10 protein-coding genes and 1 pseudogene are annotated in these 13,870 nt (G+C 41.0%); 7 read left to right on the top strand and 4 right to left on the bottom strand.

Going from position 1 to position 13,870, the window contains the following annotated elements; genetic code table 11:
* Nucleotides 1-127: 127 nt before the first annotated feature.
* Together V7K79_RS15760 and V7K79_RS15755 are read right to left on the bottom strand one after the other, a co-directional pair.
* Nucleotides 128-786 (bottom strand): annotated as a pseudogene (locus V7K79_RS15760) (iron uptake porin); the annotation flags it as partial.
* Nucleotides 787-1,072: 286 nt separating this feature from the next.
* Nucleotides 1,073-1,549: a hypothetical protein gene (locus V7K79_RS15755; protein WP_335048999.1), complete on the bottom strand. Its 477-nt coding sequence runs from the start codon at nucleotides 1,547-1,549 to the stop codon at nucleotides 1,073-1,075.
* A 117-nt stretch (nucleotides 1,550-1,666) separates the two neighbouring features.
* On the opposite strand from V7K79_RS15755, the gene V7K79_RS15750 reads away from it, so the two are divergent.
* The 3 genes from V7K79_RS15750 (at nucleotide 1,667) to V7K79_RS15740 (ending at nucleotide 7,658) form a co-directional block, all read left to right on the top strand.
* Complete coding sequence (locus V7K79_RS15750; protein ID WP_335048947.1) at nucleotides 1,667-2,905, top strand: glycosyltransferase; 1,239 nt, start codon at nucleotides 1,667-1,669, stop codon at nucleotides 2,903-2,905.
* A gap of 102 nt (nucleotides 2,906-3,007) precedes the next feature.
* Nucleotides 3,008-4,876: a glycosyltransferase family 39 protein gene (locus V7K79_RS15745; protein ID WP_335048946.1), complete on the top strand. Its 1,869-nt coding sequence runs from the start codon at nucleotides 3,008-3,010 to the stop codon at nucleotides 4,874-4,876.
* A 253-nt stretch (nucleotides 4,877-5,129) separates the two neighbouring features.
* Nucleotides 5,130-7,658, top strand: coding sequence for a mannose-1-phosphate guanyltransferase (locus tag V7K79_RS15740; RefSeq protein WP_335048945.1), 2,529 nt, complete (start codon nucleotides 5,130-5,132; stop codon nucleotides 7,656-7,658).
* A gap of 108 nt (nucleotides 7,659-7,766) precedes the next feature.
* Here V7K79_RS15740 and V7K79_RS15735 read toward each other — a convergent pair whose 3' ends face one another.
* Nucleotides 7,767-8,069 carry a hypothetical protein gene (locus V7K79_RS15735; protein WP_335048944.1) on the bottom strand — a complete coding sequence of 101 codons (303 nt, stop codon included), beginning with the start codon at nucleotides 8,067-8,069 and terminating at the stop codon, nucleotides 7,767-7,769.
* 953 nt (nucleotides 8,070-9,022) lie between these two features.
* On the opposite strand from V7K79_RS15735, the gene fldA reads away from it, so the two are divergent.
* The 4 genes from fldA to V7K79_RS15715 all read left to right on the top strand — a co-directional run bounded on the left by fldA (nucleotide 9,023) and on the right by V7K79_RS15715 (nucleotide 12,036).
* Nucleotides 9,023-9,535, top strand: a complete 513-nt coding sequence (gene fldA / locus V7K79_RS15730; protein WP_335048943.1) for a flavodoxin FldA — start codon at nucleotides 9,023-9,025, stop codon at nucleotides 9,533-9,535.
* Nucleotides 9,536-9,597: 62 nt separating this feature from the next.
* Nucleotides 9,598-10,350, top strand: a complete 753-nt coding sequence (locus V7K79_RS15725; RefSeq protein ID WP_335048942.1) for an alpha/beta fold hydrolase — start codon at nucleotides 9,598-9,600, stop codon at nucleotides 10,348-10,350.
* A 365-nt stretch (nucleotides 10,351-10,715) separates the two neighbouring features.
* Nucleotides 10,716-11,129 carry a DUF6088 family protein gene (locus V7K79_RS15720; RefSeq protein WP_335048941.1) on the top strand — a complete coding sequence of 138 codons (414 nt, stop codon included), beginning with the start codon at nucleotides 10,716-10,718 and terminating at the stop codon, nucleotides 11,127-11,129.
* On the top strand, nucleotides 11,113-12,036 hold the full coding sequence (locus V7K79_RS15715; RefSeq protein ID WP_335048940.1) for a nucleotidyl transferase AbiEii/AbiGii toxin family protein: 924 nt from the start codon (nucleotides 11,113-11,115) through the stop codon (nucleotides 12,034-12,036). Before V7K79_RS15720 ends, V7K79_RS15715 begins: the two co-directional genes overlap by 17 nt.
* Before the next feature lie 370 nt (nucleotides 12,037-12,406).
* Here V7K79_RS15715 and V7K79_RS15710 read toward each other — a convergent pair whose 3' ends face one another.
* Nucleotides 12,407-13,720 carry an ABC transporter ATP-binding protein gene (locus tag V7K79_RS15710; protein ID WP_335048939.1) on the bottom strand — a complete coding sequence of 438 codons (1,314 nt, stop codon included), beginning with the start codon at nucleotides 13,718-13,720 and terminating at the stop codon, nucleotides 12,407-12,409.
* Between the last annotated feature and the right edge of the window lie 150 nt (nucleotides 13,721-13,870).

Raw genomic sequence — 13,870 nt, 5'->3', positions numbered from 1 at the left:
CCTTTAATCACGTATCAAAAAGAACACTTACTACTTTTACCTACTCCCACTAAGCAATGAAAGCATCTAATACTGAATTATGTAATGTGAAAATTGCGTATTTTATTACATTTACATCAGTACAAAACTAAAACCGGAAACTTGCTCTTAATGTTCCAACGATTAATGCATCGTTAGCGGCATTGTGATCGGGATTGAAAATGACAAACAAGCCTGGAGTCAGGGCAATATTGTCGCTAAGTTGGGTGCGGTAAAAAACTTCTACGTGAATTGATGTGTCATTACGTCCGCCTGGTGTCCCCCCATCAGAAAAGTTGGGAAAATTGAAGCCATCAGGTAAAGTACTGGAAGTAATTTTGGGCGGTTGTCCGACAAGAACGCCTCCTAAATTCCCAGGACGCAGCAAATTAGGGAAAGCTGCGAATATTATCCAATTGGTAGTTTCTACACTTCCAGAAAGGTTAGATGGCTTGGAGGAAGTAAAGCCACCCTAACCGCCCAATTGCAAGTTAGGGTTAATTCACCAAGCAACGGTAGCGCCAATTGCTTGGGTATCGAAAGCTGTAGGATCGATCTGCAAAAGGTGATAATCAGTTGAGAATCGCCAATACCACCTCCCAGTAAGTTATCTGGGGAGTGGGAATAGAGATAATGTATGCCGACATCAATGTTATTTGTAGGTGCTAAACTTAACTGAGCGCCAGCAGTATATCTACCGCCAAATAGTCCGCCCTGGTTGATGTTGCCAGGAAAATTCGGTATTTCGGTACTATAAACGCCTTGCAATCTTTGCAGCAGGATTAAATCTTCATTATTAACAGTATTAATTTTATTGTTAGCGATCGCATTGTTAATTTTCTCCAAACAAGCATTTAAACCAGTCGCAAATTCATAAGGGCTGATGCTACGATTCCCCAGATAAGTCCGATCCGCATATCCAGCAGTCCAGCCATAGCGAGTGATTAAAGTTACTCTGGTTCAGAATGTGAGGTAAAAGCAGAGGGGCAAGAGAGTAGGAGGAAATTCAAAAATTAAAAATGCCCAATTCCCAATCCCTAGTCCCCCAAATAGATTATTCTGGCTCGCTACAATACTTATTCATCTGATTCACTAACGTATCTGACTGTTTGCCAACAGTTGTAGCTGTTGTCAGTGCTGAGTCAATTTCGGCTCTCGCCTTTTGAATTTTTTCTCTCCCAGATTCTGAGGCTTCTGCTGTCTTAGTTGCACCAAGCGCTCTAGCTGCCGTAGCGATCGCTTGACTAAGATTTTGAAAAATCTTCACAAAATCGCCTTGAAATTCTTTCAGTTTCGGATCTGTTAGCTTCAGTTCTCGAATGGATTTAGTCACAAAGTCTAAATCTTTAGATAGCTGTATGCTAGTTATCACTTGCGTTCCTTTATTTTTATCAATTAGAGAAGTTCCAGTATTCACAACTCGAATCAGTCGCTGGCACTGGGAAACTTTATTGTCGCTGCAACTAATAACGAACAAAGCAAGGCTTAGGCTAACAGCAGCAAGAACAGTATATTTATGTAAAACAGACATTAACACCCCAACAGCAATCAAACCCACAATATAGTATCCAATATTACGGGTAAAATCAGCAGATGTTTGCCTCTATTTTCCACAGACTTTACACACCCCCGTTTTGCAATTTGGAATATGAAAACAAACTCATCTAACTCGCTGTTAACAGTATCAACTGGCCCACTAAAGATTTCAGAGTTGCCTCCCAACTCCGTGGGTACAAGTGATGAATCTATTCATCTTTCTCTAGTAATTCCTACTTATAAAGAGCGTGAAAACATCAAGAATATAGTCAGCATATTGAGTCAATTACTGGATGAATCTATTGCAGAAAACTATGAACTAATAGTGGTAGATGATGATAGCCCAGACCGAACCTGGGAGATAGCACAATTTTTGACGACAGAATACCCTCAGTTGAGAGTGATGCGACGCCAACAGGAACGGGGGCTGTCTTCAGCGGTGATTCGTGGGTGGCAAGCAGCTACAGGGAATGTGTTGGGGGTGATTGATGGAGATTTACAACATCCACCAGAGATACTCATACAACTGTTGCGTAGTATTGAGCAAGGAGCAGATTTGGCAGTAGCTAGCCGTCATGTAGAAGGAGGCGGTGTTAGTAGCTGGAGTGTTGTTAGGCGTTTTTTGTCTCGTGGCGCTCAGTTGTTAGGCTTGGTGATCTTACCGGAGGTATTGGGCAGGGTTTCTGATCCGATGAGTGGTTATTTTCTGGTGCGCCGGAGTGCGATCGCAGGTGTAACACTTAATCCAGTCGGATATAAAATTCTCCTAGAAGTAATTGGCCGGGGAAAAGTAGACCAAGTTGCCGAGGTTGGGTATGTATTTTGCGAACGCAAAGAGGGCGAGAGTAAGGTGACATGGAAGCAATATATAGATTACATCCACCACTTAGTGCGATTGCGGCTTTCCACAGGGAAAGTAGGACGATTGCGTAGAAAAGTCAATTTCCCCATCGGTCGATTTGTGCGTTTTGGGTTTGTTGGCTTTAGTGGTGTGTTTGTGGATTTAACAGTGTTTCACTTGCTGCGTACTGTAATTCATTTAGGTTTAACTCGCAGTACGATTCTTTCGGCCGGAGTGGCAATCGTAAATAATTTCCTATGGAATGATATATGGACTTTTAGTGATATTTCTCAAGGGCAACGTGCTTTGCATCAACGTTTCAAGCGATTTTTGAAGTTTAGTGCGGTCTGTTTAGCAGGAGTTATATTACAAGCTCTAATAATTAACTTTCTCTATAATATCTTGGAAATAAATCAGTATTTAGCTAAGTTGATGGCGATCGCAGTTGCTACCATCTGGAACTTCTGGGTTAATTTGAAACTTAGCTGGCGTGTCACAGACGTGAAATAATCACAACGAGGGATTTGAGATTTAGATTTTTATTTTTAGATTTTAGAACGAACTTAAATCTCAAACGTCAAATCTACAGATCCATGAGTGTGAGGCCCAGCAATGAGAGTTCTTTTCCAAGGTGCATTTTATTTTTACAAACAAATTATCTCGTTGCTACCTGCATCTGCTATACATTTCCTGCCTCTGGCAGATAAAAACTTTGGCTTACAACGCAAGTATTGGCATAATTGGCAGACTCGCCTTCCTCCTTGGTGGGTTGATCTCTTGGCGATCTTAATCTGGCTGATTGTCGGCATCAGCTTGCGCCTAGTCAACTTGACTGCAAAGCCTCCTTGGACTGATGAATTTGCCACCTTGGTGTTTAGCTTGGGGAATACTTTTTTATCAGTTCCCCTAGATCAAGCGATCGCACCTGATATTCTATTACAACCACTGCAACCAAACCCAGCGGCGACTATTGGTGATGTCATTCACAACTTAGCTACACAAGATAGTCATCCACCACTGTATTTTGTACTGGCCTACCTGTGGATGAAATTATTTCCCAGCGATGGAGGATTAGTATCGTTGTTTGGTGCGCGATCGCTACCAGTTATATTCGGTGCTGCCTCCATTCCGTGTGTTTACGTATTAAGTAGGGTAGCGTTTCGTTCGCGATTAGTGGGACACTTAACTGCTGCCATGATGGCAGTATCACCCTACGGTGTATTTTTAGCACAAGAAGCGCGTCATTACACTTTGGCAATCTTATGGGTAATTGGTTCCCTCACCTGCTTAGTAATTGCCACACGTCATATTCAAAACCGCACACCTTTACCTATATGGGTAGCACTTTTATGGGTAGGAATTAATGCTTTAGGTATTGCAACTCATTATTTCTTTACTCTCACTCTTTGCACAGAAGTCGTAGTTTTGATTTTTATTGCTTGGCTTCAATTGCAAAATAGCAGCAAATTTTCTCTTTTCTTCTCTCCTCCCTGGCGGCGCATCTATGCCGTTGCTATAGCTACTTGTGTGGCGGGTTTAATTTGGATACCAACCTTGTTAGAGAATGAAAATCGTGGTGCTTTGACCGAGTGGATTCGAGGTTCGCGCGTTGGACTAGATTGGTTAAGCCCAATTTTTCAAGCTTTAGGAACATTGATTGCAATGATTTCCCTATTACCAATTGAATCTTCTCAAGCTTTGGTTGTGATTCCTTCTGGATTGGTGATGCTGACTTTCTTTATTTGGGCAGTACCAATTTTGCTGCGTGGAATTAAAATTCAACTACAGCACCCAGAAAACCGGATGATGATTCAGGTGCTTGCTGGAGTAGTTATCAGTGCGATCGCTTTATTCTTTATCTTTACGTACTTTTTAGGTATTGACCTCACCAGAGGTGCTAGATATAACTTTGTTTACTTTCCGGCGATCGTTGTTTTACTAGGCGCAAGTCTTGCAGTTTGTTGGCATCCTTCCCAGGAATGGATGGAAACAGAGCCAGGGAAAAATCGGATAACAAGCATAGGTAAATGGGGAATAAACGGGAAAAAAGCCGTAATATTAATTTGGTTAATGGGATTTTTTAGTGCAGTTACAGTAATCTGCAATCTCGGCTATCAAAAATATTATCGCCCTGACCTGTTTGTGCAACTAATTCAACAAATATCCCCAACACCAGTACTGATTGCCACCACCCACAAAACTTATGTACATACAGGGGAAATGATGGGAGTTGCAAGGGAGATTAAACTTGCAAATTCACTCCAAAATCCTCTGTTTCTCCTTGCTCATCAAGATAGAGATCCGAATGCTTCCACCATTGCTCTGGAAAATACTTTAAAAAAACTACCACGACCTTTTGACTTGTGGCTGGTAAACTTTCACGCACCCGTAGCAGAAACCATGAAAACATGTGTTATGTCTAATACTCAATCTTTGCCAACTGTAGATGGCTACGAATATGAACTTTATCATTGCCAATAAGTTGGGGACTGGGGACTAGGGACTAGGGACTAGGGGGATGAGAAAGCTAATAGGGAGAAATATTGAACAAGTTTCTTCCCAATCCCCAATCCCCAATCCCCAATCCCCAATTCCCAATCCCCAATCCCCAATCTATATGCATCTTGTGGAAGTTCCTCAAATATCAATATCCATAGGAGACTAGAGAAAGAAAAACAAAATATATCTCACACGTTTTCAAGTAGCGAAAGCTATAACTAGCTAAGGAGGGTTTATGCGTGCAGTATTGATGGCAGGGGGTTCAGGAACGCGACTTCGCCCGTTGACTTGCGATCTGCCCAAACCGATGGTACCGATTCTAAATCGACCAATTGCTGAACATATTATCAATCTCCTTAAACGACATCAAATTACGGAAGTTATTGCGACATTGCATTATTTACCTGATGTCTTGCGAGATTATTTTCAAGATGGCAGCGATTTTGGTGTCCAGATGACTTATGCTGTCGAAGAAGATCAGCCTTTGGGTACATCTGGCTGTGTGAAAAATATTGCCGAACTTCTTGATGAAACTTTTTTAGTTATTAGCGGTGATAGCATAACAGATTTTGACCTGACGGCAGCGATCGCATATCACAAACAAAAAAAGTCAAAAGCTACTTTGATTTTAACCAGGGTTCCCAACCCGACTGAATTTGGAGTGGTGATTACTGATGAGGAGAGACGGATTCGGCGATTTTTAGAAAAACCCTCTAGCAGTGAAATTTTTTCTGATACCGTCAACACTGGTACTTATATTCTCGAACCAGAAGTTTTGGAATATCTGCCAGCAAACGTTGAAACTGACTTTTCCAAAGACTTATTTCCTTTACTACTAGAAAAAGATGAGCCAATGTATGGTTACATTGCTCAAGGTTATTGGTGTGATGTTGGTCACTTAGATGCTTATCGCGAGGCTCAGTATGATGCGTTAGATCGAAAAGTGCAACTAGATTATGCCTACAAAGAAGTTTCTCATGATTTATGGGTAGGTCAAAATACTTACATCGACGATACGGCTGTAATTGAAACTCCAGTAGTGATTGGTGATAATTGCCGCATCGGAGCAAGAGTACAAATTGAGGCAGGAACCGTAATTGGGGATAATGTCACTATTGGCGCTGATGCTAATCTTAAACGTCCCATAGTCTGGAATGGGGCATTTATTGGCGAGGAAGCAGCTCTTTCTGCCTGTGTGATTTCCCGTGGCGCTCGTGTAGACCGCCGCGCTCAAGTATTAGAAGCTGCGGTTGTCGGTTCGCTTTCTACGGTGGGAGAAGAAGCCCAAATTAGCCCAGGCGTGCGTGTTTGGCCCAGTAAAAAGATTGAGTCAGGCGCAGTTTTAAATATTAACTTGATTTGGGGGAACATCGCTCAACGCAATTTATTTGGGCAACGCGGTGTCCAAGGATTAGCTAATATCGACATCACCCCAGAATTCGCTGTGAAATTAGGATCTGCTTACGGTTCTACCTTAAAACCTGGTTCTAAAGTAACGGTTTCCCGTGACCAGCGTAATATTTCTCGGATGGTGACGCGATCGCTGATTGCTGGTTTAATGTCAGTAGGTGTTGATATTCAAAACCTCGATGCCACAGCTATCCCCATTACCCGCACAGTTATACCTACAATGTCGGTAAATGGTGGTATCCACGTCCGGGTACACCCCGATCGCCCTGACTACATTTTGATTGAATTCATGGATGCCAAGGGGATTAATATCTCCAAAGCTGTGGAAAAGAAAATTGAAGGGGCTTACTTTAAGGAAGATATGCGACGGGCGCTAATTCATGAAATTGGCGATGTATCTTATCCTAGCCAAGTCATGGATCGCTACTGTACTGCTTTTGAGAAACTTTTACATGTTCATACACTCCGCAACAGTCGCGCAAAAGTGGTGATTGACTATGTTTATGCCGTATCAGGGGCAGTTTTACCTCAAATGTTAGATAAATTTGGCGCTGATGCAGTCGTACTAAATGCCAGTGTCAATAAAACGGCGATGTCAATCACTGACAAGGAAGGATTGCTGACTCAGTTAGGTCATGTAGTGGAGGCATTGAAAGCTAACTTTGGGGTGCAAGTATCCGCTAATGGAGAACAGCTAATTTTAGTTGATGAATCAGGCTACCCAATTCGTGGGGAAATGTTAACAGCACTGATGGTAGACATGATGTTAACTGCTAACCCCAGAGGAACAGTAGTTGTACCAGTTCATGCTTCCAGTGCTATTGAACAAGTCGCCCGTCGCCATGATGGCAGAGTAATTCGCACTAAAGCCAACCCTACAGCTTTAATGGAGGCTTGTCAGAAAAACCCGAATGTGGTGATTGGAGGTAGTGGGGAGACTGGTTTTATTTTCCCACAACTGCATCCGGGATTTGATTCCATGTTCTGCATTGCGAAGATAATTGAAATGTTGACCATACAAGAGCGATCGCTTGCTGTTGCGCGGTCAGAATTACCTCGTGTAATTCACAAAACTTATACAGTTCGCTGCCCGTGGACAGCCAAGGGTGCTTTGATGCGTTACTTAGTCGAAACTCACCCAGCCCAAAACCTAGAACTCATCGATGGAGTGAAAATTTGTCAACCCTACGACGACAGTTGGCTGTTAGTTTTACCAGATGCCAGCGAACCACTGGTGCATTTATATGCAAATAGCAACGATCGCGAATGGGTAGATGAAACTATGAGAAACTACCGCACCCGTGTCCAGTCGTTTGTGGAAAGACAACAAGAATATCAACCAGCTGAAGTTTAATTCGTGATGACGCTCTCTACGAGACATTAAAAGCGAACGCGGACTCGCTACCGCTACGCTAACGTAATTCGTAATTCGTAATTGAATTCTTTAATTACAAATTACGAATTATTTAGGGCATTCTGGTAAATTTCTCTCAGCGTAATTGCAATCAAAATGAATTAAAGCTTCCCTAGTAGAATCGAATCCTGGAGTTGTCCTATATGGGCTACTTGTTGGACTTGCTTCATATAGCCAAATTTTCAAATAGTAATTACTATTATCATCTGTAGACCATAATTCATAACGGTAATTACCTCCTGACCCCTGACTATTTAAGTAATCAGCTAATACTTTATTTGATGTAGACACAAAGCTCAATACAGTCAAAACTGGAATTATAGATAGTTTTAGTATTTGGATTAATTTCATAAATACACAAAAAATTTACTCCCTCTAGCTTCTTTTACCGAAGTAGTTTTTGAAACCAGTAATTATCAGGAATATTTTATAAGTATATTGTAACAAATACAACCAATGTTTTCAGCAGCGATCGCACTATTTATCAATTAATTTTCTTGATTAAAGTCGGTAAAAATGTATGCAACCTATGAGAAATATATTCGCGAACAATTTGCAGTCGCTACTGCAATATTGATTCACTTAATTAGGACTTACGCAAAATATTTCTCAACCTCTGATTTCTCCGTGCCGCACTAGTTGCTTCTCCCTTGGCGCTAGCCTCTCTCTTTGGGAGAAGGTGAGACGCTCTAGCTTGCTTCCCCGTTCGCGCTAGCGTCTTTGAAGGAGAAGGGGTACAAGTCTCCCACAAGGGCGCACTGGCTTCTCTGTGCCTCAGTGGTTCGTTATTCCGTAACTTGTACGTAAGTCCGATTAATATTATAGTACAGTAAGTCGATAATGTTGCCGTACTATCATGAACCAAAAAATGGTGTCACATAACTCCTCCTAAATCAAGTCTTGCACCGCTTTTAGCCTAAACTCTTTTGTTCAGACGTTCATCTCAACTACTCCTATTCAAGTCAGTGCAAGGTTTCTGACCAATTAAGGTACGAAAATTCTTGCTGCCTCGTCTAGTTTTCAGTTTGTTTACTGAAATTCTTAACAAAAGTTTACTTAATCAAATAAAAAAGACTCTCAATAAGTCTGGTAGTATATTTTCAGAGTTATTGAGATTGATACTCATTAAGTAGGTCATGTATTTGAGGTATTTGCAAACTTTTTGAAAAGATAACGCCATGCAAGCGTGGCAGTTCAAACACTACTGGAGTCGATGCCTTGATGGGCAGGGAACGCTGGATTAACCAACCTCTCAGGGCGACTTTTCTGCAAAGCACACAACTATTTATTTATCAGGTGTCAATATGGCAAAAAAAATTGGTTTGTTTTACGGTACTCAAACTGGCAACACTGAATCTGATGCGGAAAAAATTCGGGACGAATTTGGTGGTGATGTTGTAACATTACATCCCATTTACGAGGCGGATACTAGTAGTTTTGATGAGTATGAATTGCTGATTATTGGCTCTCCCACATGGGATATTGGTCAACTTCAAAGCGATTGGGAAGGCTTTTACTCTGATTTGGATGAAATAAATTTTAGTGGTAAGTTGATTGCCTATTTTGGTGATGGAGACCAATATGGTTATAGCGATAACTTCCAAGATGCAATTGGAATTCTGGAAGAAAAAATTTCCAAACGAGGCGGTAAAACTGTTGGTTACTGGTCAACTGAGGGATATGACTTTAATGAATCGAGAGCTGTAAAAAATGGCAAATTTGTTGGTTTGGCACTTGATGAAGGTAGTCAATCTGAGCTAACAGATGAACGAATTAAAACTTGGGTTACTCAGTTGAAGACAGAATTTGGTTTGTAAAGATTTGGGGCGCACGGCTAGCTGTGCGCCTTTATTGAAATATTTGGAAGTTATAGGTATTTATGTCTGATTCATTTGATGTTTTATGGTTAAGTGCCAGTCCTGCTTTACAGCGTTTTGATAAACCATTACTTGAATATTTATCTAGTTATATAAATGTCGCCCAGTGGGAATACCAGCAAACTAAAGATGAAGCCAGTTGCATAGATCAAGCCGTGGATTTGCTGTATGACTTTTTCAAATCGCTTGATCGCCCCGTGCATTTAGCAGGACATGGGATGGGTGGTGCGATCGCCTTAACCTTTGCGCGTCGATTTCCTCAAAAAGTGCGATCGCTGACTCTGCTGGCTGTAGCAGCTCAACCTGCAAACAATTGGCAAGCTCACTATTACTTTCAAAGACAACTTTTTAGCATCAGCCGTGAGTTAATTTTAGCAAGTAGTGTTCGCAGTCTTTTTGGAAATCAACCGCCTCATACTACTAAAAAGTTAGTAGCAGCTTTAGATAAAGATTTAGAACAATCTCCATCATCACACTCTTTATTTAAGTTGGTTTATTTACCCAAGGGTGGAGTTTCTATGCCAATGATGGTATCTGGTAGCAAGAGCGATCCGGTAGTCAACCCACCTGCATTGCATGACTGGTTAAATTGGTTCAAGCCAGAAGATAAACTCTGGGAATGCCCACAAGGGTATCATTTTTTTCACTACTTCTATCCTCAACAGGTTGGCGAACAAATTTTGAGTTTTTGGCAAAGTCACCATCCGCATCTACTGGAAGCATCTGCACTATCTTTTAGCACTTCTACAAATTAGTAACTTTGAGAGTGCGATGCCTGAGGACAAGCCTTACTGCTAGGCACTTGTGAAATTTGCGATGTAATGGGATACGTTCGCCTTTAGTATTGACGCTGCGATCGCGACTTAAATGAGGAGAAATCCGATCCGCCAGACCACTGAGTTATAGTAGCCAGGGCTGGCTTGGTGCGTGTGGTAAGTAGATTTTGAGTAGGTTACTACTTACACACCAGAAAATAATTATTTAAAATACTATTGCTAAATTAAGTTACATTATTCAACAAATCTGCTTTATGATTGTGTTGTTAGCTGATAAAAGTCATTCAACCTCTCGATAAGTCCTTACTACTTTACTTAAATCCTCGCCAGGGGAGACTAAAAAGATGAAAACCCCTAAAACAGTAGAAGACATAATCACTAGTCGAATTGACAGTAGCGGCCGTGATGTCTTTATGCGTAAGGATTTTGTAAATATTGCTAGCTACACTCAAATTGGGCGTAGTCTTAAGGAATTAGTAAAAAAAGGTAAAATCGTTAAAATTGGTTACGGGCTTTATGCTAAAGCTGTATTTTCTCCTTTGTCAAAGCGTATAGTTCCCCGTCGAGGGTTACGTGAACTAGCAACTGAAGCTTTAAAGAAACTACAGATAGAGGTTGTTGCATCAAGCTACGATCAAGCTTATAGTCAAGGACGTACAACGCAAGTTCCAACCGGGCGAGTTGTTGGCGTTAAAGGGCATATTTCACGTAAAATTGGTTACGACGGTAAATATGTAACCTTTGAATACGTTTCTTGACCAAAATCTTGTAGAAGTTATCGCCAGTGATCTCGGTGTTGATCCTTCGTTTGTTGAGAAGGATTGGTATGCTATGCAGATAATTGCATCCTTGATGGCTGTCAATCATTTTGGTGTACAGTTAGTTTTTGCAGGGGGAACTAGCTTATCAAAAGGGTTTGGACTTATTAAGCGTTTTTCGGAAGACCTTGATTTCAAAGTAATTTTGCCAAAAGCAAATCCTACACGTCATGAATGCAGTACTTATCGAAAGCAAATTGTTGAAGTAATCCGTGGAAGTAGTTCAGAATGGTCATTGGACGACGAACCAAAATCTGAAAATGCAAATCGCAAATTTACTTGCAACATTCGCTACAAAGATAATTTTGAGATAACTGCGGCACTTCGTCCTTATATAAAGTTAGAAGTTAATTTTGTTTTGCCTACTTTGTCTATTGAACAAAGACCTTTACAGTCTTTTATCGCTCAATCAATGGATGAACAACCAGAGGTTCCTTTAATGGCATGTGTTTCACCCATAGAAACAGCAGCAGAGAAATTAAGTGCTTTAACTTGGCGAGTGTTATCTAGAAACAGAGGTAGTGAAAAAGATGATCCGTCTCTTATTCGCCATTTATATGATTTAACAGCATTACGAGGCTTAATTTTTAATTATTCAAATTTTTCGGATTTAGTTGTTAGTGTGATAGCAGAAGATATAAAGCGCAGCATAAAAAAAATTAAATCATTGGCTAACTCCCAAGTAGAATTCTTGCAAGAAATGGTGCTAACACTAGAAAATGATTCTTTGTATGGTAATGAATACCAGCAATTTGTTACAGGAATGTCTTACGCCGTAGAAGGCGAATGCCCTACTTTTAGTGAAGCTATAGACGCTGTGAAAAGCATAATTAGCATAATTAAATGAAAAAAATAACAGTTTAGTTAAACGTGGCACTCGACACTATTTAACAATAAAAATCTTAATTTTTGAATACCCTATATAGCTTTGAATTCATATATTTTATTTTTCATAGCTTTATAGGCTTCTTCTTTTGTTGATAAAAATTCTCCTAAAAGAATTGAGTTATAATTTCCCTTACTATTCTCTAAAGATTCTCCAATTATAGTAAATAAGCAATAACCCTAAGTTTAACTGACTAATTCAAGGCATAAGTTATGAAATTTTTTACTCCAACCAGACATGGTATGAGTCCTCACTAGAGACAGGTGCATTAGTCACTGTTGATCAAACCCAATCCAGAGTGCATATTCTACCAATTAAGGCGTAGATAGTCTTAGGGAAATATTGCTAACTCAGTTTCTGGGTCAAAAAAGTGAATTTTTTCTAGAGTTAGCGATAACCAAAGTTGCTCTCCAACTTGTACAAATCGATCTGGTGGGATTCGTACTTGTAGGTAATTGGCTGTAGTCGCAGGTTTAGATCCTGGTTCGGCAATTTTAACAGCGAGAAAGGAATCGTTGCCGAGATTCTCTACCAAATCTACTTGTACGGGTAGATTTTTGGTGGCTGGCATACTCAAATTTAAGTGTTCTGGGCGAATGCCTAAAATTAAAGTTTTCCCATCATATTTTTGTAAAGCTTTTCCCCAGACTTCTGGCAGGGTAAAACGAAACTGGGAATGAGTAATCAACTGCGGGGCATGAAATTCTACAGAAATAAAATTCATCGGTGGTGAACCAATGAACTCTGCCACAAAAAGGTTGGCAGGGCGGTTGTAAAGTTCTAGGGGAGAAGCAACTTGCTGAATTTTACCCTCAGACATAATCGCAATCCGATCGCCCATTGTCATCGCTTCTGTTTGATCGTGGGTGACGTAAATTGTCGTTGTCCCCAATTGGCGCTGCAATTTCACAATTTGAGCGCGAGTTTCCGCCCGCAGTTTGGCATCTAAGTTAGAAAGCGGCTCATCCATTAAGAATACTTGGGGGTCACGCGCGATCGCTCGTCCCAATGCAACCCGTTGTCTTTGTCCCCCAGATAGCTGTTTGGGTAAGCGATTCAGCAATGTTTCGATTTGCAACAGTTGGGCAACACCACGCACCTGCTCATTTACCGCCCGTTCTTTATCAGAAGTGAAGCGCAATCCTTTAGGTAACTTTCTTGTCGCTCCTACAAAAAGATTTTCTGCCCACGTCCGAAGATCAGAAGTATTTTCTCCTCTGCTTCTCTGCTTTTCTGCTCCCCTGCTTCCAGTGCGACGTAACCCAAAGGCAATGTTGTCATACACCGTCATGTGAGGATAGAGGGCATAATTTTGAAACACCATTGCGATGTCGCGTTCCTTGGGTGGTAGGTCATTGATCAAGCGATCGCCCACCCAAATATTACCACCGGTCATCACTTCTAACCCGGCGATTAACCGCAGCAGAGTGCTTTTACCACAACCAGAAGGGCCTACCAGCACCATAAATTCGCCATCTGCGATCGTCAGGTTAATCCGCCGCAAGACATTGATACTTCCCGCCCGTTCTTGCGCTGCATCAGTTTTCTCCTCAAGTGTGAGAGGAGATTGGGTTTGTGAGTTAACACTTTCTCCTTTACGTGAGGAAAAACTTTTATAAACGTTTTCTAAAATAACTTGGGACACAACTGTTAATTATTATCACTGGGCATTGGGCATTGGGCATTGGACAATATGACTAATGACCAATGACAGTTTAGCGCCCATCATAATACACGTTCTATGTAAATACGAAAAGTTAAAAAAACAGCTTGTACCATAAAAAGCAAACTATTC

It is taken from the genome of Nostoc sp., assembly GCF_036917575.1.
Taxonomy (GTDB): Bacteria; Cyanobacteriota; Cyanobacteriia; order Cyanobacteriales; family Nostocaceae; genus Nostoc.
This window is presented reverse-complemented; position numbering and strand designations above follow the sequence as displayed.

What these genes read in the sequence shown, in the direction of transcription:
- V7K79_RS15720 (WP_335048941.1), top strand. Translation starts at nt 10,716, where the DNA reads ATGAAAACCCCTAAAACAGTAGAAGACATAATCACTAGTCGAATTGAC.
- V7K79_RS15740 (WP_335048945.1), top strand. Translation starts at nt 5,130, where the DNA reads ATGCGTGCAGTATTGATGGCAGGGGGTTCAGGAACGCGACTTCGCCCG.
- V7K79_RS15755 (WP_335048999.1), bottom strand. Translation starts at nt 1,549, where the DNA reads ATGTCTGTTTTACATAAATATACTGTTCTTGCTGCTGTTAGCCTAAGC.
- V7K79_RS15745 (WP_335048946.1), top strand. Translation starts at nt 3,008, where the DNA reads ATGAGAGTTCTTTTCCAAGGTGCATTTTATTTTTACAAACAAATTATC.
- V7K79_RS15725 (WP_335048942.1), top strand. Translation starts at nt 9,598, where the DNA reads ATGTCTGATTCATTTGATGTTTTATGGTTAAGTGCCAGTCCTGCTTTA.
- fldA (WP_335048943.1), top strand. Translation starts at nt 9,023, where the DNA reads ATGGCAAAAAAAATTGGTTTGTTTTACGGTACTCAAACTGGCAACACT.
- V7K79_RS15750 (WP_335048947.1), top strand. Translation starts at nt 1,667, where the DNA reads ATGAAAACAAACTCATCTAACTCGCTGTTAACAGTATCAACTGGCCCA.
- V7K79_RS15735 (WP_335048944.1), bottom strand. Translation starts at nt 8,069, where the DNA reads ATGAAATTAATCCAAATACTAAAACTATCTATAATTCCAGTTTTGACT.